This window comes from Pseudomonas sp. BF-RE-25, assembly GCF_019956105.1.
In the GTDB taxonomy this organism is placed as follows: Bacteria; Pseudomonadota; Gammaproteobacteria; order Pseudomonadales; family Pseudomonadaceae; genus Aquipseudomonas; species Aquipseudomonas migulae.
In genome coordinates, this window is sequence record NZ_JAHBDB010000011.1 from 136,171 (window position 1) to 156,507 (window position 20,337).

Sequence of the window (20,337 nt, forward strand, 5' to 3'; positions counted from 1 at the left end):
ACTGCTCAGCGTGGCTTGGTTGCTTTGGGCGATTTAGTGCTGCCGGGGATGTGCAGATAAGCCATGACGCTTTCGGTCAACTCGGTCGCCAGTTTGACGGCTTCCTTGTTGCGCGCCATCACCCCTGCGACCAACCCTTCGATCAAGGCGAGTACGGCGATGTTGGAACTGGTCATGACCGGGTGATCGGCCGGGGCGAACAGAACGTGATCGGCAACGCTGGTCAGCGGCGACGCAGGCGAATCGGTGATTGCCAGCACTTTGGCCCCGCGTTCATGGGCGAAGCGGGCGAGTTGCAGGGTATCGAGCGAGTAACGCGGCAGGGCAATCGCCAGCAAGACGTCCTGGTCGGTAATGGCGGCCAGACGGTAAGCGGCGTTTTCGTTACCGCCCTCCATGCTGATGGCGGTGGCGTCCGCACAGAACGGCATCAGCGTCGAGGCGGCAAGGCCGGCAAAATAGACGCTGTTGCCAAATCCAAGAATGTAGATTTTTCGTGCGTTGATCAGGCTGGTGACGAACGCTTCAAACGTGTCTTCATGGTTGTTGGTCGCCGCCGTCGCCAGGTTACTGGTGGCGCTCTGGATTTGTTCCTGCAGCCCAAACGCGCCGTCGGGGCGATGCGCCAGTTCGTTGCGCAGCTTGTCGACGGGCGAGACCATTTGCTGCAACGTCGCCACCAGCTCGGCCTTCATGCCGGTGTAGCCACCGAGGTTCAGGGCTTTGGCCAGGCGGTTTACCGCTGCGGGTGAGGTGGACGTGACGTGAGCCATCTCTTCAATGGTCAGCGTCGCCGCCTTCAGCGGGTGGCGCAGAATGAAGTCGGCCACCTTGCGCAGTGACGGCGGCAATTCGGAAACGGTTTCCGCCAGTTTGCGCATGACCGGCGCGGCATAGACCGTGGTGTCTTTCGATGGGGTCGGCATATCCGGCTCAACATTTCCTGAGAATTAGAGAAGGCCTGGCATGAGGTTGGCGCGAGTGTATCCGAAGCCGACCCTCGGCGTGCAGCGCAAGGGCGAGGGTCGGTGACGCAAACGCGCGGATTACTTCAAGCTGCCGGCCAAAAACTGTTGCAGCCGTTCGGACTGTGGTTTTACCAGCACCTCACGCGGATCACCGCGCTCTTCGACCAGGCCCTTATGCAGGAACACCAGTTGATTGGAGACTTCCCGGGCAAAACCCATTTCGTGGGTCACCACCACCATGGTGCGGCCTTCCTGAGCGAGGTCCTGCATGACCTTCAGCACTTCGCCGACCAGCTCGGGGTCGAGTGCCGACGTCGGTTCATCGAACAGCATCACTTCCGGTTCCATGGCCAACGCACGTGCGATCGCTACGCGCTGCTGCTCGCCACCCGACATATGCGCCGGCCACGCGTTCATGCGGTGCGCCACGCCGACTTTGTTCAAGTAATGCTCGGCCTTTTCCCGCGCTTCTTTCTTGCCCAGCCCCTGCACATGCACCGGGGCTTCCATGACGTTTTCAAGGGCACTCATGTGCGACCAGAGATTGAAGTGCTGAAACACCATCGACAGTCGCGAACGCATGCGCTGCAACTGCCGGGGTTCGGCAGCCTTCAGGCCACCGAGTTTGTTGTTCACCAGTTTGAGCTGCTCGCCATTGAGCACGATGTTGCCCGCGTTTGGCTGTTCCAGCAGGTTGATGCAGCGCAGGAAGGTGCTTTTGCCTGAGCCGCTGGAACCGATGATGCTTATGACGTCGCCCGCTTTCGCTTCCAGGGATACGCCCTTGAGCACTTCGTGGGTGCCGTAGCTTTTGTGCAGGTTCTGGATTTCAAGTTTGTACATTCTGTTCACTCTCTGGTGTCAGTCGCTGAGTAAGCGGCCCTGGCGAATCAGGCGGGTGCCGGCGACTTTGGCCAGCCACAAACCGGGTTGGGCAAAACGCAGACGTTCGCGGGCATAAAGGATGCCGTCGGTGCTGGCGCGCACGATGCTGTGGCGATCGTTCAGCGGATCAAGCACTTCAAACAGTGGGTCGCCAACCTTGACCCGGGCGCCCAGCGGTTGCAGGAAACTCACCACACCAGGGTGCGGCGCGTAGGCGTATTGCGTCCCGGCGAATGGCGTTGCTTCACAAGCGGATATCGGGGCCTGGGGCCAGTCACCGCTGATCAGGCCTTGTTCGGCGAGATAGCCAAGAATGGCCTCGGCGCTGTCGACACATTGCTCGCGCTCGGTGTCGGCCATGCCACGCAATTCGATGGTCGTGGCCACGCACGCCATCGGGATGGCCGCTTCGGGAAACAGCTCGGCCAGGCGTAACCAAGGAATCGCACAGGCTTCATCGAAGGCACTGCCGCCAGCATCTTCGGCCAGCAGGGCGGCACCGGCGCCCAGGCGTGCGGCCAATGAGCGCAAGCGTGGCCAGTGTTGCGGCATGGCATAAAGCAGCATGATTGATTCGAAATCGCAGTGCAGGTCCAGCACCACGTCGGCGTCACACGCATGCCGCAACAGCAGGCGCCGCAGGCCATCGAGTTCCGAAGTGGCTGGCGGTATGTCGGCGAGGACATCGGCCATTGCGCGGCGGATCAGCGCGGTGTTGACGTCGGCGTCGGCGCCCAGTTGGCCTTTCACCAATGCGGCTACGGCTTCGGTCAACTCCGGGAAATCACGATTGAAATTCTTGCCGCTGGAGAACTCGAAGCGACCTTGATGGGTCGCCTGGAACATCTGGGCGATGCCGATGGGGTTGGACATCGGCACCAACTCGACGACCCCGTTCAGGCGACCTTGCTCTTCCAGTACTCGCAGACGACGTTTGAGTTCCACCGCCACACGCATCCCCGGCAACTCGTCGGCATGCAGTGAGGCCTGGATGTAAGCCTTGCGCGGCCCGCTGCCAAAGCGAAACAGTGACAGGCGCCGCTCGGTGCCCGAAGCACTCCACGGCAACAGGTATTCAATGTGCTCCATAACAGCTCCTTAATGCTTGCGCGGTGCCAGGTATGCCAGCCAGCGGCACTCGGCCAACTTGAACAGACGAACCAGGATGAAGGTCAGGGCCAGGTAGATAAGGCCGGCAGTGATGAACGCCTCGAACGGCAGGTAGAACCGCGAACTGACTGTTCGCGCGGCCCCGGTGATATCCACCAGCGTGACGATCGACGCCAGGCTGGTGGTTTGCAGCATCATCAGCACTTCGTTGCTGTACTGCGGCAGCGCCCGGCGCAAGGCCGACGGCAGCAGAATGCGGCGGTACAACGTCACGCGTGACATGCCCATGGCTTTGGCCGCTTCGATCTCGCCGTGAGCCGTGGCCTTTAAACTGCCGGCCAGCAACTCCGCGCTGTAGGCACTGGTGTTGATCGCGAAGGCCAGGCACGCGCAAAAGGTGGCACTGGACAGGTAGGGCCAGAGCGCGCTTTGGCGTACCGATTCGAACTGCGCCAGGCCGTAATAGATCAGGAACAACTGCACCAGCATGGGCGTGCCGCGGATCACGTAGGTGTAAAGCCAGGCCGGAAAGTTGATCAGCGGCGATCGAGACACCCGCATCAGCGCCAGCGGAACGGCCAGGACCAGGCCGAAGGCCAGGGAAATCAGCAGCACTTTCAGCGTCACCAGGATGCCGTTGAAATACAGCGGCAGGTTTTCCCAGATCAGGTTGTAGTCGAGCATCATTGGTTGCTCCCCATCACAGTTCGGCGGCTTTGATGCCGACCGAGTAGTGTTTTTCCAGATAGCGCAGCACCAGCAATGACAGGCTGGTCAGCATCAGATAGAGCGCCGCCACCGCGAGGAAAAAGGTAAACGGCTGGTGGGTGGCGTCCGCAGCGTTCTTGGCTTTGAACATCATGTCCTGCAAGCCGATGACCGATATCAGCGCGGTGGATTTGGTCAGCACCAGCCAGTTGTTGGTGAAGCCGGGAAGGGCGAAACGAATCATCTGCGGCACCAGAATTCGCCAGAACACCTGCGCGCCCCTCATGCCATAAGCGGCACCAGCCTCGGCCTGGCCTTTTGGGATCGCCATAAAGGCGCCGCGAAAGGTTTCCGACAGGTAGGCACCAAAAATGAAACCCATGGTGCAGACACCGGCGATAAAGGGATTGATATCGATATAGCGGGTGTAACCGAGCGCAAGAGCGACGCGGTTCACCAGATCCTGGCCGCCGTAGAAAATCAGCAGGATCAACACCAGGTCGGGAATGCCCCGAATCAGGGTGGTATAACTTTCGCCCAGCATCGCCAGCCATTTCTGTGGCGACAAACGAAAGGCCGCTCCCAGCAGACCCAATGCTATCGCCATGGCCATGGAAGTCAGGGCCAGGTTAACGGTCAGCCAGGCGCCATCGAGAATGCTCGATCCGTAGCCGTGAAGCATGATGAAGTTCCTCAAGCGAGCGCGGTGAGGCGCGCAAACAAGCCCAAAGCGACGCCTGCCCGGGGGCCGGCGCCAGAGTGGCGGGTGAAGGCTTATTCGCCGTAGATATCGAACGCGAAGTACTTGCTCATCACTTGCTGGTACTTGCCATTTTCGCGGATGGCGTCAATGGCGGCACTCAGGCGGGCAACGTTGGCACTGTCACCTTTACGCACCGCGATCCCGGCGCCCCGACCGAAGTATTTCGGGTCGTTGATGTCCGGCCCTACCAGGGCGAAATCCTTGCCCGCCGCGGTTTTGATAAAGCTTTCGTTGGTGTTGACGATGTCGGCCAGCGTCGCGTCCAGACGGCCCGACGCCAGGTCGAGGAACGCCTCATTCTGCGAGGAATAGCGCACCACCTCGATCCCGCGTTCCGCCAGTTGTTCGGTGGCGAAACGGTCGTAAGTCGAGGCGCGTTGCACGCCGACTTTCTTGCCTTTGAGATCAATCAGCGGGTCGTTGATCACGTTGCCGGCCTTCATCGCGAACTTGCCCGGCGTGTGGTAGTACTTTTTGCTGAAGTCGACCGACTTCATCCGGTCTTCGGTAATCGACATCGACGACAGCACGGCGTCGATCTTGCGCACTTTGAGTGACGGGATCATGCCGTCGAACTCCTGGATGACCCACTCGCATTTGATCTTCATTTCTTCGCACAGGGCATTGCCGATGTCGTAGTCGAAACCGCTGACGTTGCCCTCCGGTGTCTTGAAGGAGAAGGGAGGGTAAGCGGCTTCGATACCGATACGCAGGCTGTCTTCGTCGGCATGCGCCAGGAAGCTTGTTGCGCACAGTGCCATGGCGCCTAGAAGTGCTCTTTTGTTCATTTTGTTGACTCCTTGAAGGGGCGTTTGGGTGGTTCGGGTAGAAGCCGTCCGATCTGGCGATGTCGCAGTCCCTGAAATGTGTGCAGCTATAATTGACGCGTTTTATTTCATATTGCAACAGTGTGAAAATAAACATATCAGCACAGGGCGCACAAATTCTCGGCGTGCATGACCCGAAGCCGGTGTGTAGTGAGGGCCGTCAGTCACCCGTCGGAGGAGGGGGAGCGGGGGTGATCTACACTCTTGATGGCTGAGAAAAATGCCAGGAGGTTTTCATGAACAGGTTGTCTTGCATTGGCCTGTGTCTCGCGCTGTCGGTTGTCGCTACTCAGAGTCGGGCAGAAACGGTTGTGCCGATGAAAGGGCAGAACTCGCAACAGACACAGCTGGACATCAATGAGTGCCACAACGTGGCCGCCAGTCAGAGTTCATCGACGCAGCCAACATCCGGTGGCCGCCTGAAAGGCGCGGCGGTCGGTGCCGCTGCAGGAGCGGCTGGAGCGCAGGTTCGCGGGCGCCAGCACGACGAGTTTTATGACCGCGTCGATGACGATGTAAAGCAGGATTATCGGCAGAATCGCGCCAAAGAGACGGCTGCGGCGGGTGCGGTGGTCGGTGGCTCGCGTCAACGCCAGGAGCGCCGGGCGCAGCAGAAAACCGCCGCATCGACCAGCTCGACGGCCTATACCAGTTGCCTGCAAGGTAAGGGGTATCAGGTCAATCCCTGAGCGTGTTTTGGCGGTCGCTGATCCAGCAGATACACCATCAGGTAGGCATACAGCGTCACCAGAATGAACAGTCCCATGCGCACGGCGAACGCGGTGTAGACGTCCTTGCCTGCGATGCTGTCCTGCACCGACTGGCCCAGCAGAATGATCATCGTGATCAGGCTGTTGAGCCAGAACCCCGGAGTTAAACTTGTCGGGCTCAGCGCGTAGAGCTTGCGCGCAATGATCAGACCGAACAGCAGCATCCACAGAAAAAACATCCAGAGGTGCACAAACAGGCTGAGTGCACTCCAGAACAGCACCGCCAGCACACCGGCGAGCAGGGTCGAACCGACCAGTTCGCGACCGGCGTTGCGGGCTGTGGTGGAACTCTGCTGACCCAGGCCGACCGCCTTCAGGATGATCGGCAGATAGCTTGCCGGATCGATCAATGCCAGTAAAAACGCCGGCAGCACAATCAGGGTTGCACGCAGCGCCACGCGACTGACTTCTTCGGCCGGCATCGGCGGCGCTCCTGGCGGCGACGGTGCGTTGGCAGGCTCAGGAAACAGCCAATGACTCAGCCCGACCACCATCACGGCCAGCAGCAATCCTTTGACCAGCGCCCCGATGACCGTCGCCGCGAGATCGAACTCGGCGACACCGGCCGAGGAAATCATGGTCAGGCCGATCACCAGGAAAGTGACGATCAAATTGTTGCCGCCGCGCAGTCCAAAACGAAACACCAGAAACAGGCACACGCCGATCAACAGCACGCCGCTGACCGGGTAATAACGCAGGATCGGAATCAGCAACAGGCCGACGCCGGTGGTCAACATTGCGATCAGCGCGAGCGCCAGTCCAGCCTTAAACGGCAGCGCACGATTGACGCTGGCGAGCAGCAACAATGCCAGCACCGGCGCAATGAACGGAATCGGCAATCCCAAACCGAAACTGGCCGCCAGGCACATCGCGGTGCCGGTGGCCAGGCGCAATGCGCGCTGCTCCCGGGGCGTGCGCTCAGTAGGCATACGACAGCCAGCTCATCAGGCCCACAAACAAGCGGCCGAGTGGATTCAACGGATTGCCCTCGGTGGGGAACGCCATGACTTCAGCCTGACCGCCGGTACGAATGGCGCGACTGTCTTGCAGTTTGGCCATCGACGCTTCGGAAAACTCGATGATCACTGGAAAGCGTTGCGCCGGGCGCAGCCAGTCGCGGCTGTTTTGCACAGTGGGCAACGTACCGGGTGGCGGCGTCTGACCGACACTGACGCCGTAACCGACACTGCGCACGCGCCCGTCGAACACCTCGCCCGGCAGCGCATCCAGAACGATTGCCACCGGCGTATCGACCCTGACCCGGCCGAGGTTGTTTTCGGTCATGTCCGCGCTGATCCAGACATCGTGGATCGCGATCAGTGTCATCACCGGAGTACCAACGGCAGCGAACTGCCCGGCGTCAGTGCGCAGGTCGGTGATCAAACCGGCCGAACGCGCACGAATCTGCGTATTGGCCAGATCCAGTTCGGCTTTCGACAACGCGGTGGCGGCGCTACGCAGCAAGGCGTTCTCTTCCTCGCTGCCACCTTCCTGCTCACGCGCGCGCTGGACTTCGGCACGGGCAGCGGCGACCTGGCTGACCGCTTGTTCGCGGTTGGCCCGAGACACTTCGAGCAGGCGCACGGAAATGGTCCCGGGGTCATCGCGGTACAAACCTTCAAGGCGCTGATTGTCCTGGCGAGCCTTGAGTTCGTTGGCTTGCGCGGCGCGCAAATTGGCCTGGGCCGAGGCAATGCCGGCGGTACTGGCGCCAATCTGGCGACGTGTCGACTCAAGGTCTGCGCGCGCACGGTCGACAGCAATCTGATAAGGCTGAGGATCGACCTCGAACAGCACGTCTCCCGCCTTCACGTCCTGATTGTTGCGCACGTTGACGCGAATGACCCGACCGGCCACTTCCGCGGCCACCGGAATGACAAAGGCACCGACCCGAGCCTGTTGCGTATAAGGCGTGTATCGGTCGGCCAACAGATACCAGGCCAGGCTCAGGAGGATCAACAGCAGCACCCACTTGAGCCCTTTTTTCGCCGGGTCGGCAGGCGGTTCCGGCGCCTTGGAGGAGGGCGCCTCAGGGGAGGGTTGCGCGACATCACTCATGGTCCATTACCTTTTTGGGCGGCTGTGGGCTCATCCAGTAAATCGCCCCAGTCCGTGCGTTTTTTCATGTCCTGGCGGGTGGCCGGATCAACGATCGGCTGGGCGCTGTACCAACCGCCGCCCAGCGCCTTATACAGCGCGATCACATTGCTCACGGCATTGCTGCGGCTGACCAGGTAATTGTCCTGTTGCTCCAGCAATGCGCGTTGCGCGTCCAGCACCCGCTGAAAGTCGGAATAGCCTTCGCGATACTGGGCGCTCGCCAGCACCAACGAACGTTTGGCGGCGACTTCAGCCTCACGCAGGATGCTTTCACGCTCCAGGGATTTGATCAGCCCATTGGCGGCGTCATCTGCCTCGCGAGCCGCCTGGCGAACCTTGTCGCGGTAAGCCTCGATCAACTGCTGCAACCGCGCATCCTGCACGCGCACGTTGTTGCTGATCTGGCCATGGTCGAACAGGTTCCAGCGCAGGCTGGGGCCACCGATCAAGTCCAGACTTCTCGAGGTGCCATTGAGCGTGTCGGCCGACCAGACGATGCTGCCCAATAAGGTCAGCGACGGGTAGAAATCGCTTTCGGCGACACCGATCAAGGCCGACTGGGCCGCGACATTCAGTTCTGCGGCGCGCACATCGGGGCGTCGCAGCAGCAGATTGGCCGGGACGTCCTGCAGCACGGCGCGGTCGACCAGCGGGATCAGTCCTTCATTGTCGATGAGTTGCGGTAGCGCACCGGGAGGCTGGCCAATCAACACCGCCAACGCATTGCGCGTGCGCAGCAACTGATCCTCGAAGCTGGGGATGGTGCTCAGGGTGCCCAGGTATTGTGTCCTGGCTTGCTGCAAGTCGAGTTCGGCTTGTTGGCCGCTGTTGAACAGCTTTTCGGTGATCTCGAAGTTACGCTTTTGCTGTTTGGCGTTTTCCCTTGCAACCCGCAAGCGTGCCTCGGTGGTGCGCAACGAAAAGTACGTATCCGCCAGCTGCGCGCGCAGCAGCACGAGCACGTCTTCATAGTTGGCCTGGGCGGCGAAGTAACTGGCATCGGCCGACTCGATCGCTCGGCTGAAACGCCCCCAGAAGTCCAGCTCCCAGCCAATGTCGAACCCGGCACTGTGCTGCCAGAAATGACTGTCCTGAGGATTGTTCCCGCCGGATTGTCGGCGGTTGAAGTACAGACTGTCGGCGCTGGCTTGCTGCAGTTGCGGATAGCGTCCGCTTTGGGCAATCCCCAATTGCGCACGAGCCTCCATGACCCGCAGACCGGCGATTTTCAGATCTGAATTGTTCGTATCCGCTTCGGCAATCAGGCGATCGAGGACGGGATCGCCGAAGACTTGCCACCACTGACGCAAATCCGGGTTCAGGCTGCGTTGACTGGATTGCTCAAGGGCAGGGGAGCTCCAGTGCTCGATCCACGTGGGCTTCGGCGACTGAAAATCCGGCCCCAGACGTACGCAGCCACTCAAGCCGAGCACACCCAGCAGCAACAGTTGTCCCGATCGCGTCAGATGCATGCATGTTTTCCAGCCAAGGAAGTTCACAGGAGCATAGACGTCCAAATGATCAACTGACTGCTAAGCTGTCCAAACATCTGACCCTTTTAACAGGTACGACAGCCATGAATGCACCCCATACCGCTGGATGGCGATTCAAACTGGGCATCGCGATCATTTGTCTGATGCTCGGCTCCTGGCTGTTGGTGCCGATCATGGCGGCAACCGACATGCCGGGTTCCAAGATCGCCGCGCTGACCGGCGTCCTGTTTATCAGTAACAAAGTGCTGTTGATTATCGTCATTGCTGTCATGGGCAAGGCGGGGTTTCAGCAGCTTAAAAGCACTGTATTTGGCTACGTGTCTAAACTGGCACCGGCAACCGACACCGAAGTTGGGCCGTGGCGTCATCGGATTGGTGTCGTGATGTTTTGTCTGCCGCTGATTTCGGCATTTCTGGAGCCCTACGTAGACAGCATCTGGCCTGGACTCAGGCCAAACATCTGGCAGCTCCAGGCGTTGGGCGACTTGATGTTGATCGGCAGCTTTTTTGTACTGGGGGGAAATTTCTGGGAAAAAGTGCGTGCATTGTTCATTCGAACCGCGCGAGTGGTGAACACCGGTGCAGTGTGATTATTGATTAACTTAACTAAAGGGCTATTTAGTATAGCTATTTGCCATCACGGCATTCGGAGCAGCCATTGCAGCTAAACAGTGAAGCACTCGTGATCGCGCTTAACCTTGAACCGCATGTCGAAGGTGGCTACTACCGAAGAACCTATCAGGCTGATCAACAGCCTTTGGTCGAGACGATTGGTGGTCCACGTTACACGATGAGCTCGATCTATTACCTGTTGACCACAGATTCGCCCGTCGGCCAGTTTCACCTGAACCGATCCGACATCATGCATTACTACCACCTGGGCGACGCCATTGAGTACAGCCTGATTTTCCCGGACGGCACATTAAAAACTGTCGTGATGGGCAGCGACGTTTTGGCCGGAGAATGTTTGCAGCTGCATGTACCAGGTGGCATCTGGAAAGCTTCGCGGTTGATGAAGGGATCGACGGGATTCGGTTTGATCAGTGAAGCGGTAACACCAGAGTTTCATTTTGCGGACATGGAAATGGGCGACAGGAAAAAGCTCAGCGAAGAATTTCCAGAGCATGGAGGATTGATTGAGCAACTGACGAGAGATTGAGGATCAAGGGGGAATCAGCGCTTCAAAATCTGCGTGCAACCGGGCTGATCTCGAAACACATTGTTACGTGTAATGTATATTATGTTAAATGATGTGTCTGAGTGGAACTTCTTCCGACGGCCTCTCAGCGAACTTCGCCTACGGGCATCGAAGGACTCTATAGATCTCAGAAACTACCTGCATCGTTGCGTCTTCGATCGTTCCTTCATTACGGCATAAAACCCAGCCGTGATCTGCAATCGCTCGCTCGAACGCATTGGTACAAGCGACATGTTCTTCCAGCTTATGGATCACAGTACTGCTCAGTCCACGCCGTCGTGCCGCTGCTCTCGCCCATGAAATATCAGGCGCGGTGACAACCCCGACATGCAGGTCTGGCACTCGCACGTTTCGATCAATGTTCAACTGTAGAATTTCTGCAAACGGGACTGTCCGGCGAAACGCGGCATCTGACGGGTACCAGCGATCGATCAAGATGATGCTGTCTGGTGGCTGTTTAGCCAGCACGTGCCGGGAAATCCAGGTACGGCTATCAGCAAAGCGCTCACAAACCGCCAACTCCAAATCCCTGCTGGAATTTCTGACGAGTTTGTTAACGAGGGTCATTGTTTCACCCCTGAAGGGATCGCTTTTTTTCTCGCAAAGTCGGATCACCTTCTTGTTGTCTGCCCTCAGTACTTTCGTAACGGCCTCCAACAGTGTGGTTTTGCCGGTTCCCTTGGGCCCATCTAGAGAAACAAATAGCGAACGATTCATTCTTCACATAACGATTGGTATACGGTTTTTTGGCCCGGGTCGTTCGCTGGAACCGCTTGGCGCGACTACGCAAATCGAGTGGAGGGTCCTTATGAACAGACATTAGATGAACACTCTAACCCGTTTTCTGGCTAACGGGCCCAAAAATCCAGGGGTACAGCCGTTTATGAACATCGGTCATCGCCCATAAGTCAAATAAGATGCCGTATCAGAAATGTTCATGAGGCTCGTAAGGCACTGATTCGACAAGCCCGCTTCTGGCGTCCACTCTCTCAACGGGCCATGTATATCGACGAGACCATCTTGGCCAGCAACTTTGAGGCGATTCTGGTTTTGCTGGATGGTTACGTCATCTGGCTCCAAAGCGGCCGTCAAGCTGACAACCTAGTCGCCCGAATCGGCACAGCTGCAACGATACCTTTTCCGTAGACTGCAGTTGCGCAATTGGCTAATGATTGAATTGCTGCTGGAGACCGGTATCCGTCGCGGTGAGCTTCTGAAGCTCTACACCACGGATATCAATCAGGGTTCTCAGCATGCCTATGTTCGATGTCAAACTCAGCATCCCCCATGTCGGCTGCTTCTCGGGCAACTTCAGCTGCGATCCTATCAACTATGACTTCTCTCCCGACGGCATATGGCTGACCACCAGCAATCCTAGCACCTGGGCGCTTCGACGGCCCGGCGCTGCATTGCACGAGCTTGCGACGCCTCGACGGGGCCGCATCGGACGACCGCGGCCTGCTTGGGACGGGCAGCCCGAGCGATTCCTGGCAGGCAATCGGCTGCTGATGAGTTCGGATGGCGTGATCAGCGCCCACAAGCTGAACCTGGACGGTCTCTTCTTCTCGCTAACGCAAAGGCCGTAAAGGGTCACACGCGGCAATGACCAGCTTCGGTCAGCATCCCTACACTGGCTTCGCCATACCGCTGCCACGTTTGACGCACCGCTTCGTGATATGAAAGACCTACAAGCGGATTTGCGCCATTAGAACCTAAGCACAACACAAAACACCGACTACAACAGCCTTTCAGTAGGAGGTACCCACCGCGGCCGAAGAGATTGTCATGATCGTCATCGTCATCGCGCCAAAACCTATCTGTAAATGCCCGCTAGACAGATTTCAGTATTAAATCAATATACTTCCTTTTGAAACTCGAATTCTCAATGTGTGTCTTCACAGTCCCATCATTATAAAAATTGACGATACTTCCTTTTTTGACCGAACTGGGAATCGACCATCCGAGTGCTATTAATTTATTTCGAAGGTCTCCTATTCCAAATTTCGACTTGGGATCTACACCTGCAGGACCCGCTGGAAAAGATTCTTGATGCATTGGAGTGAAAAACATTGCCACCTTTGCGTGCATGGCACTCTTCGCCAACCACTCCAACTCCCAGATCGTACTGGTATGCAGCGACGGGACTGAAAAAATGTAGGCAGCCCTATGTGCAAGTGCGACAAAATTAGCGCGCCAGTCATTGTCCGATGCTATCACTCGTCCAGCACCGATTATTTTTGTCTGTTCGCCTATGGATACTAGTAACCCATACTTTTCAACACTCTGCAAAAGGGCCTCTTCAAGATTGACAGCTGAGGGCGTAGCCACTTGGTAGGTAATTAACAAATAGTTCCAGATTGATTTTTTTCTAGGGTTGTCAACCCATATCTGCCCATCGCTTTCGAATGGACGCAGGTAAAGATACATAGGAGCCATACGACAACCCTCAACTTTTATCATTCTTGTTTATATCCTTGAGAAGCTCCTTGGCAACCTCGTTGGCCTCTCGATCTCTTACCTCCTGTTTCTTACGCTCGTTCTCCTCTTGAAAACTTTTACCGATAGCGCTAAAAACGGCAATTACCAGCACTAAGCCGCCCATGTAAAGCCAGTTAACATTCCCACTTGGGTCGCGGAAAACAAAGTAAATAACCAAACCTAAAATCCAAAAAAACCACTGCATAAATACCTCCGATTTTTATATATAGAGACCCTGTTTCATTTTTCGGATTGCTGAAGTGTCGTTCCAATAGCTTGAAAAAAGCTCGCATGCAAATCACGAGAACGCAAACGTGAGAATAGACCATGGCCGTCCAACTACAACTACAACTACAACTACAACTACAACTACAACTACAGCAGCAATAGCACGCTGCAGAAACCTTGGTGTGACCTTTCGGCGGATATCCATCCCTACCGAAGTTGCTGATCTAGACTAATATGCTGCAGTAAACCTCTAGCGAGCGGGAGCGTTACAAGTGCGCAACTTTACGCCTTCAAAATCGAAGACCACCCGAAGCATTTTGTGCATCAGTCACATGATCGATGCGCCTGACTGAATAGTGCCGCGTTTCCCGTCTACGCTTGAAAGTGCAGTAATCCATTCGCTTGCCCGAAAACTAGGGGCGTTACGCCCTACTTCGAGGGACGTAGCGTTTGGCAGCAGTGCTTGCGGCAGCGTGCTGATTTTCGCGCAAGCTTTACTGGCCCGTGGCGTTCCTCTTCGACTCTACCTGCCATTCCCGCCGGAGGAGTTTTTTTTGCGATCAATTGCCTTCGCAGGCAACGACTGGATAAACAGGTTTCACGCGGTTGCGCAGCAGTAAGACATATATATCGCAACGAAGCATTTAGGCCTGTTATACGAGGGAGAAGATCCCTACGAACGCACCAACTCATGGGTGCTTGAACAATCCCGGCGCTTTTCCAATGACTTGGTCTTCCTTTGTGTATGGAGTGTCGAATCCGGCGACGGCCCTGGCAGTACTCAACACATGTTTGAGGCGGTACGTCGTTCGATGGCGCGATCTTCATCGGATTGCGCATTACACATCCTATGGCATATCGGCTGGCCTCACCGCTGAGCACGCCGCGCGGTAATGCGGTCAATTCGGCGATACGTCAGCCTCGTTGCTTCTCTGATAGATATTGATGCTCCGTACCACCCCTTCCAGTACTGGCTGGTAGGTCTCCAGTTCCTTTGCGTAGGACGAGAAGGTAATCAGGATAGCCACTTGCGCAGTGAGCGTAGCCAGGTAGTGTGTGCGATAGCCAATCACCTCGCTGTTGAGGTGAGTTCCTTCGATCCAGGTGCGGCCGTTGATCACCGAGCGCTTGACCTGCTCGACGACTGAAGTGACTTCGTTGGGGTGTATAGTGGGTGTTTTCAAATGGGCTTCATAGGCGACGAACGTGTCCATTTGCGGGTTTCGATACTTCATCGTCGCAATCAATATGGCGTGATACGGCTCTGGCCCGGGTGGTGTGCAGACCAATTCGGAGCTTTCCATCCCGCACACCCATCCCATAGGCAGCGTTATGTCGTACACCGACATGCGGTATAGGTTCGCCGGTGCGGGCATCAGAAAGTTCGCAACCGCGAGGCCAGCGGCGGTCAGTGCGACGAAAACCAGCGCAGCGGTGGCAATTGCCGTCAACAGGTTGCGCATCTAGTTGGCCTTCAGCGCAATCGCCGATTCGGTGTTTGCAATGCGCTGAGCGAGGAAGCCTTTTTCCTGCTTTAACTCCTCCCGCTGCGCATCGCTCACGTCGAGGGCAAGCAGTTCGTCAGAAATGGCCAATCCACGCCTGTCTGCCTCCATGCCTTCTGGCTGGCGACCAACCGTGAACAGCGCGGTTGCGCGTACTTCGTGGGCCAGTATTTCCTCCATGCGCAAGGCGATATAGTGCTCGTCACCCTTCGTCGTCAGCCCGAGCGCTTCATTCACCAAGGCCAGGGCTGACGTCGTCACGGCAAGCGAACCGGCGTTGTCTCCGAGTTTCTCGGTTCGCAGCCACCCCAACCGACGTTGAAACGACACCGCCCGTTCAAAACCGAGCTGCTGCCGGCGTTGCGCCCCCTCATCGGTTTCGCTTTTCATGTCCGGTTGTTTTTTGGCCATCGCTTCAAATAAAACGGCGGCGGCCTCGATCACCTGCGCCGAATCCCTGAAGTTGCCTGTCTTTTCCAACGCGTCGGTCAGCCAACCGACACGGCTGGAATAACCATCGGCCAGCGCTAGCGTGAGGTGCGCCTTGAAAAGCTCGCCCTGCTTGCGCGCGTTGTCGCGTACAACGCGCAGTTGCGCGGTATCGTCTTGTGCGGACAATAGGTTGATCTTGAGTTGCAGGTTGAGCAGCGATGAGGCGGCTTCTGCCCAGTTGGCGTTGGTTTTCTCTGCGTACCGTGCTCGCACCCGTGCCTGTGTTGCCTTCAGGTACGTCTGCGCACGCTCGAGGTCTGGCAGCTCTATCAAGGAGGTGATGCGGTCAACGTCGCAGTTGAGGCTTTCGAGCTCGAACTTCTCCCGTGCGGCCTCATCCGCCATGTTGTCGAACAGGTCGCATGCCATCATCAGCATGGACCGCCTCTGCCCCTCATGCGCCGGGCCAACGTTCAGCGCGCTTGCCCCTTCTATGATCCGGCTGGCGGCGAACAGGCTGTTGTCGAGGGTCTGCTGTGAGGCCCGCTGCTGGCTCAAGGCATACCAGGACAGCGCCACGGCGAACGCAATCGCACCGGCGCTTCCCCCCAGCACAATCGCCAATACGCGTTGTTGAGCCAACTCCTGCTCGCGCCTGAGCCTAGGCATGTCGGCGGATGGCACATCGAACAGGGGCGCGACCAGTTTTATCCATTCATCCGCCAGGCGCGAGGCATGCAGGGGCGACATCATCGAAAAGAAACCCAAGCGCCTAAGGTCGATGATCTGGATATTGGGCGCGGTGACATCAAGATCACCCGGCAGCGTCTCGAAAAGCTCGCCCGCTGCACGCACGACCAGGATGTTCTCGGCACCACGATGGGCACGGAAGTCCTGGATTTCACGTTGGATCCAGTCATCAGCGCCAGGTCGGGAAATGGCATCCGGGGTTGCTAACACAATCAAGCGCCTTGAGGACAAGAGCGCTGGCCGGATATTGCGCTCGTAGAAGTCGTCAGCGCCTCGCTCGTAAACCGTGTCGAGGAATACTTTGAGTTTTTCCCGCCGTAGATGCTTGAGTCGGCTGTGAATGTCATAGCGCTGAAGCTTTTGTCGTAGGCGTCGTGCAGCCTGGGTGCCATCGGAGCGGCGATAGGATATGAAAATGTCAAAGGTGAAGACGGTGCCACTGTCACCCTCCTCGCTGGTCATAGGTCACGCTCCATGACACCCATGGTGATTTTTGAAATAGCCCAAATCATTACTAGCCATTTATCGCGCTGTCAGCCACGCAGACCTCTTGGTCTTGGCGCTCAACGTTTACTCTAGCTCAGAAAAAACAAGAAAACGGCAAGGCGTTAACGGTATCAGATTTCAGGTATTGGCCCTTCCAGTGCAAGCGGGCGGCCGGTACAGCGAGAATGTCGTCTACAGCCTCAAGGCTCTTTGAGCGCGATCTCTCCTGGTGCCAACCACAACTCGTAATGACCTCGGCGGATGTTCTCGCTGGCGCCGTAATCTTCACTCAGATTCACAAGGTCCACCGCAGGTCGAACAAACAGCTCATTAATGTCCCTGACCAGCAATTTACCCACCTCGCAGTCTGCTTCCTGGAAGCAACGAAGCTGCGTTACACGCGGTACTGCCTCGACAAGCTCAATACCAGGCACCATGACAGGCAGATTGGCTAACTGAAGTGAAGAAATTTCCAGGCCCAGCGCCTGAGCTGTGCTGCGTTGCTGCTCATCACTGATCTGGATGTAGACACGCGGACTCAAGGTCTTGGTGAAGATCTGGGGAGGCTCTGCTATCGAACCGGATTTGTCGAGGATGCTGACTTCATTCCCAAGCTGGGCGTTGGCTTTATCCAATGTTTCCGCCAGGCCGGACGTGGAATTGCTGTTCTTCACCTCACGCTGGAGCTTTTCGAGTGAGTCTTGTACCTCACGCAGTGTTTGTGCAGATTGTTGGTTGCTCTGCGTCAACACCTCGGTGCGGTCTCGAGCAGCGTTGGCCAGCGAAAATTGAGTTTTCGCCTCTTTAAGTGACTTCTTGGCGCTTTCTGACTCTGCTTCAGCAATTTTTCTGGTTTGCTCTGCGTTATGCCATTGCTTGAGCGCCAGAATACTCACTGCCGCGAAAGCCAGGGCAAATGCGATTAAAATTCGAAATCGGGCGCGCTGGGCAGCTAACTGATATTCCTTTCGCTGCAATTCTTCCTGCCGATCACGTTCCGCTGCCTCTTGGGCGGCTTCTCGATCACGCGCCACCATGCTTGCCGCAATCAGCTCCTGCACCCTGCCCCAGCCCCCTCCATAGCGCTCGGCCCAAGCAGAATTTCGGCGTTGCATCCAGCGTTCACGTCCTCCAATCGCAATGCTGCTTAACACATTACGATTATCTTTTTCATAGCTGTCTGCCTGTACCAACAATGAGTGCCATACCTGACCTGTCCTGAATTCACGATTCACCCAACCTTCAATAGGGGCTGCGATCTTGCTCCAACAACGGATCAAGGCCTCATGGCTCACATCTATCAAATCGTTCAGCGCAATTGGATGGGTTCCATAAGGCCGGAGAAAGGAAGTCCCTTCAGCGCGAAAATGATCGATGACACCACGAAGACGTGCCTCGTCGACGCCGGTCACCTTGATGAGTGTCTCTAGGGTGCATGGGCGACGAATAGCCTTTCCCTCGGCGTTCATCGTCGTCACCGCACGGAAAACGTCTTCGATCACGCGGCTACCTGGCTGCAAAAACTCACGCTCGGCTTCTGCCTGTACGCTGTCGGCATGAGACGACAGCAAAGTGTCGATACCGCCCTTTTCCTGGTAACTCTCAATGTCCAGTTTCCAGGTCGCCCGATCCGAGGGTTGTTTGTCGTCCAGTGCTGTGCGTATTTCATCCCGTTCACGGCAGAGCACCATCAATGCATGTTGTATGAGTGGCAGTTGATCCTGGCTACCTTTTGAATCAGCGACCAGGCGATCAGCCAACGCTTTAGTGATTTCGCCATTGAACATCTGGGCGGGCTCACAGATTGCACGCATCAGGTCTTCATGACCCATTCGTGGAAGTAAATATTGGGCGGTGTTCACCGTTTCGGCGAACCCTTCGAAGCGAGCGCAGGCGCCGAGAAACTCCGAGCGCATGGTCAGGATTGCATAGAGCCCCTCAGGCTGACTTTCGAGCAGCGATACCAGGAACTCAGTGAGTAACTGGGCCTCTTCCGGCCCATGTCGATGGACGTACTCGAAAAGTTCTTCGAATTGGTCAATGAGAATGCAAACGCGGTTGTTCGGACCAGTGTTCAGAAGTCTGGCCAGTTCTGCCGGTCCACTTCGGCCGTAATTAAGTACTCGCCGGTAATCAATGATGTGTTGTTCCCGCTGGTCTTCCTCGGAAAGCTCTGCCAGCGCCTCGGCCAGATTCCATAGAGGGGCTTCCTGTGGGACAGCTACGCATGTTCTCCAACGTACGCCGCCAAGCGCACTTTCGTGCTCCAGCCGCGGCAACACGCCGGCGCGGATCAGTGAGCTCTTTCCACAGCCTGAATCACCGTGGATGACCAACAGCTGTTTCGTGAGCAGTAGCGAGACGATTGCATCGGTCATGCGCTCTCGACCAAAAAAAATCGGCCATTCCGCCTTTTCAAATGGTCGCAGTCCAGGATATGGCTGCGTTGGCAGCGTGACGATGAACGAGGCGCCGGTTTCGCCCGCGATAATGCTCATGACCGCTGCCTCAGGATGTCGCTTTTCTCGTCCAGCCAGTGCTTGATATTGTCCGTCCAAGGCTCCTGAGTAGCGTCAAGCCAGTCCGTTTGCAAAATTCGCGCTGTCGCTTTCCGTACAGGGGTCGCGATATCTGTGCCGACGGTATCGAGCAGCCCACAAGGCAACAGTCGGTTGCAGCGCGCACGCGCCGACTGACGATCATGCTTGCCGACGACAACCAGGTCGGCGTCGAGCGCATGATTGTCCTGGGTGCCAATGATTAGCACGGCGTCACTGGCTGACATCAACTCCACGCGTTGTTCACGAATATCCTGAAGGTCGCGCGGGTCACGTCGAAGATCGAGTTTCCCGGGGGTTACACTGAAACCGGCATCCGTCAGAGCGAGTGCCATTTTTTGCCAAATAGCAAAATGTTCCGCTCGACCATGCAGGTAGATAGTCTGCCCCATTTCCTCGGAGAGTTTGCCAATTTCCATTTTGAGCCGGGCGCGTTCATCCGCCCGTTGTTTGAGCGCGTCAAGTTTCGGATAAATCCTTGCGACGATATTAAGAATCTCTTTTTTGAAATCGCTACCGAATGCAGGCATGTCAACCCAGCCCAAAGGTCGTTCATTGCCGAAAACGGGAGCGTGAAAGTGAAACCCGACCAGAGGATGGTCACGATTATCGGTGAGTAACCTGGGCCAAGGGTCGTCTTCAGTCGGCCAGATACGAACGACAGCTATCCGCTCATCACAAGTCAAATCCAGACCAGACTGGTGGCGATACCACCAATCACGCTCGTCGGCGCACCAGGCTGATTTAAGGTAATCCGGTGACATCAGAATCACAAGGAGTGCTGTACGCCCTATCTGCTCACACAACTGCTGGGTCAGAGGGGCCATGGGGTCAACGCCATGGCCGAGGCGATAATCACCATCGCGGAAGATAGCGAGATGGTTTCGGATCTTGGGCTCGGCTCGCAGTTCCCGCTCCAATTCTTTCGCGAAAGCCGCCGACCAAGGTTGCAGATGGCCGATGCCTAGCCCTTCGTCATACCCATGGCTGTAGCTTATAAACAAGTCATGGATAAAGGGATCACCTACATAGGACATAACGATGCATCCTTGAGTGCTAGCAGAGTGAAGATCTACTT

20 protein-coding genes and 1 pseudogene are annotated in these 20,337 nt (G+C 56.8%); 5 read left to right on the plus strand and 16 right to left on the minus strand.

What is annotated here, in order from left to right:
- Positions 1-5: 5 nt before the first annotated feature.
- The 6 genes from KGB24_RS06325 to KGB24_RS06350 form a co-directional block, all read right to left on the minus strand.
- On the minus strand, positions 6-926 hold the full coding sequence (locus tag KGB24_RS06325) for a MurR/RpiR family transcriptional regulator (protein WP_008041565.1): 921 nt from the start codon (positions 924-926) through the stop codon (positions 6-8).
- Between the two features lie 120 nt (positions 927-1,046).
- Positions 1,047-1,811: an ABC transporter ATP-binding protein gene (locus tag KGB24_RS06330; protein WP_008026415.1), complete on the minus strand. Its 765-nt coding sequence runs from the start codon at positions 1,809-1,811 to the stop codon at positions 1,047-1,049.
- A gap of 18 nt (positions 1,812-1,829) precedes the next feature.
- Positions 1,830-2,942: a succinylglutamate desuccinylase/aspartoacylase family protein gene (locus tag KGB24_RS06335; protein WP_192416381.1), complete on the minus strand. Its 1,113-nt coding sequence runs from the start codon at positions 2,940-2,942 to the stop codon at positions 1,830-1,832.
- 9 nt (positions 2,943-2,951) lie between these two features.
- Positions 2,952-3,650, minus strand: coding sequence for an ABC transporter permease (locus KGB24_RS06340; protein WP_223414309.1), 699 nt, complete (start codon positions 3,648-3,650; stop codon positions 2,952-2,954).
- Between the two features lie 13 nt (positions 3,651-3,663).
- Positions 3,664-4,353, minus strand: coding sequence for an ABC transporter permease (locus tag KGB24_RS06345; RefSeq protein ID WP_223414310.1), 690 nt, complete (start codon positions 4,351-4,353; stop codon positions 3,664-3,666).
- Positions 4,354-4,445: 92 nt separating this feature from the next.
- Positions 4,446-5,222: an ABC transporter substrate-binding protein gene (locus KGB24_RS06350; protein ID WP_008026411.1), complete on the minus strand. Its 777-nt coding sequence runs from the start codon at positions 5,220-5,222 to the stop codon at positions 4,446-4,448.
- Positions 5,223-5,497: 275 nt separating this feature from the next.
- On the opposite strand from KGB24_RS06350, the gene KGB24_RS06355 reads away from it, so the two are divergent.
- The gene (locus KGB24_RS06355; RefSeq protein ID WP_008026410.1) at positions 5,498-5,950 is read left to right on the plus strand and encodes a YMGG-like glycine zipper-containing protein; all 453 of its coding nucleotides are present in this window, start codon (positions 5,498-5,500) and stop codon (positions 5,948-5,950) included.
- Here KGB24_RS06355 and KGB24_RS06360 read toward each other — a convergent pair.
- From KGB24_RS06360 to KGB24_RS06370, 3 genes are read right to left on the minus strand one after another with little or no spacing between them, the layout of a single operon-like run.
- Positions 5,935-6,960, minus strand: a complete 1,026-nt coding sequence (locus KGB24_RS06360; protein ID WP_223414311.1) for a DUF2955 domain-containing protein — start codon at positions 6,958-6,960, stop codon at positions 5,935-5,937. The genes KGB24_RS06355 and KGB24_RS06360 overlap by 16 nt on opposite strands.
- Positions 6,950-8,089, minus strand: a complete 1,140-nt coding sequence (locus tag KGB24_RS06365; protein ID WP_223414312.1) for an HlyD family secretion protein — start codon at positions 8,087-8,089, stop codon at positions 6,950-6,952. The genes KGB24_RS06360 and KGB24_RS06365 overlap by 11 nt, the downstream gene beginning before the upstream one ends.
- On the minus strand, positions 8,086-9,603 hold the full coding sequence (locus KGB24_RS06370; RefSeq protein WP_223414313.1) for an efflux transporter outer membrane subunit: 1,518 nt from the start codon (positions 9,601-9,603) through the stop codon (positions 8,086-8,088). The genes KGB24_RS06365 and KGB24_RS06370 overlap by 4 nt, the downstream gene beginning before the upstream one ends.
- Positions 9,604-9,707: 104 nt before the next feature.
- Here KGB24_RS06370 and KGB24_RS06375 point away from each other — a divergent pair, with 104 nt between their 5' ends.
- Both KGB24_RS06375 and KGB24_RS06380 read left to right on the plus strand, forming a co-directional pair.
- Positions 9,708-10,214 (plus strand): transporter suffix domain-containing protein, encoded by a 507-nt coding sequence (locus tag KGB24_RS06375; protein WP_223414373.1) that lies wholly within the window; start codon positions 9,708-9,710, stop codon positions 10,212-10,214.
- 68 nt (positions 10,215-10,282) lie between these two features.
- Entirely contained in the window at positions 10,283-10,783 is a 501-nt protein-coding gene (locus KGB24_RS06380; RefSeq protein ID WP_223414314.1) for a cupin domain-containing protein, read from the plus strand.
- Between the two features lie 138 nt (positions 10,784-10,921).
- Here KGB24_RS06380 and KGB24_RS06385 read toward each other — a convergent pair whose 3' ends face one another.
- Positions 10,922-11,539 carry a dTMP kinase gene (locus tag KGB24_RS06385; protein ID WP_008026404.1) on the minus strand — a complete coding sequence of 206 codons (618 nt, stop codon included), beginning with the start codon at positions 11,537-11,539 and terminating at the stop codon, positions 10,922-10,924.
- A gap of 536 nt (positions 11,540-12,075) precedes the next feature.
- On the opposite strand from KGB24_RS06385, the gene KGB24_RS06390 reads away from it, so the two are divergent.
- Entirely contained in the window at positions 12,076-12,408 is a 333-nt protein-coding gene (locus KGB24_RS06390; RefSeq protein WP_223414315.1) for a hypothetical protein, read from the plus strand.
- A gap of 18 nt (positions 12,409-12,426) precedes the next feature.
- Positions 12,427-12,645: pseudogene (locus KGB24_RS29360) on the plus strand (hypothetical protein); the annotation flags it as partial.
- Positions 12,646-12,652: 7 nt separating this feature from the next.
- Here the strand turns inward: KGB24_RS29360 and KGB24_RS06395 are convergent.
- The 6 genes from KGB24_RS06395 to KGB24_RS06420 all read right to left on the minus strand — a co-directional run bounded on the left by KGB24_RS06395 (position 12,653) and on the right by KGB24_RS06420 (position 20,296).
- Positions 12,653-13,282, minus strand: a complete 630-nt coding sequence (locus KGB24_RS06395; RefSeq protein WP_223414317.1) for a hypothetical protein — start codon at positions 13,280-13,282, stop codon at positions 12,653-12,655.
- Positions 13,269-13,505 carry a hypothetical protein gene (locus tag KGB24_RS06400; RefSeq protein ID WP_223414318.1) on the minus strand — a complete coding sequence of 79 codons (237 nt, stop codon included), beginning with the start codon at positions 13,503-13,505 and terminating at the stop codon, positions 13,269-13,271. The genes KGB24_RS06395 and KGB24_RS06400 overlap by 14 nt, the downstream gene beginning before the upstream one ends.
- A gap of 922 nt (positions 13,506-14,427) precedes the next feature.
- Positions 14,428-14,991: a hypothetical protein gene (locus KGB24_RS06405; protein ID WP_223414319.1), complete on the minus strand. Its 564-nt coding sequence runs from the start codon at positions 14,989-14,991 to the stop codon at positions 14,428-14,430.
- Positions 14,992-16,677, minus strand: a complete 1,686-nt coding sequence (locus KGB24_RS06410; RefSeq protein WP_223414320.1) for a toll/interleukin-1 receptor domain-containing protein — start codon at positions 16,675-16,677, stop codon at positions 14,992-14,994.
- Positions 16,678-16,901: 224 nt separating this feature from the next.
- Positions 16,902-19,199 (minus strand): ATP-binding protein, encoded by a 2,298-nt coding sequence (locus KGB24_RS06415; RefSeq protein ID WP_223414321.1) that lies wholly within the window; start codon positions 19,197-19,199, stop codon positions 16,902-16,904.
- On the minus strand, positions 19,196-20,296 hold the full coding sequence (locus KGB24_RS06420) for a toll/interleukin-1 receptor domain-containing protein (RefSeq protein ID WP_223414322.1): 1,101 nt from the start codon (positions 20,294-20,296) through the stop codon (positions 19,196-19,198). The genes KGB24_RS06415 and KGB24_RS06420 overlap by 4 nt, the downstream gene beginning before the upstream one ends.
- Positions 20,297-20,337: the final 41 nt, after the last annotated feature.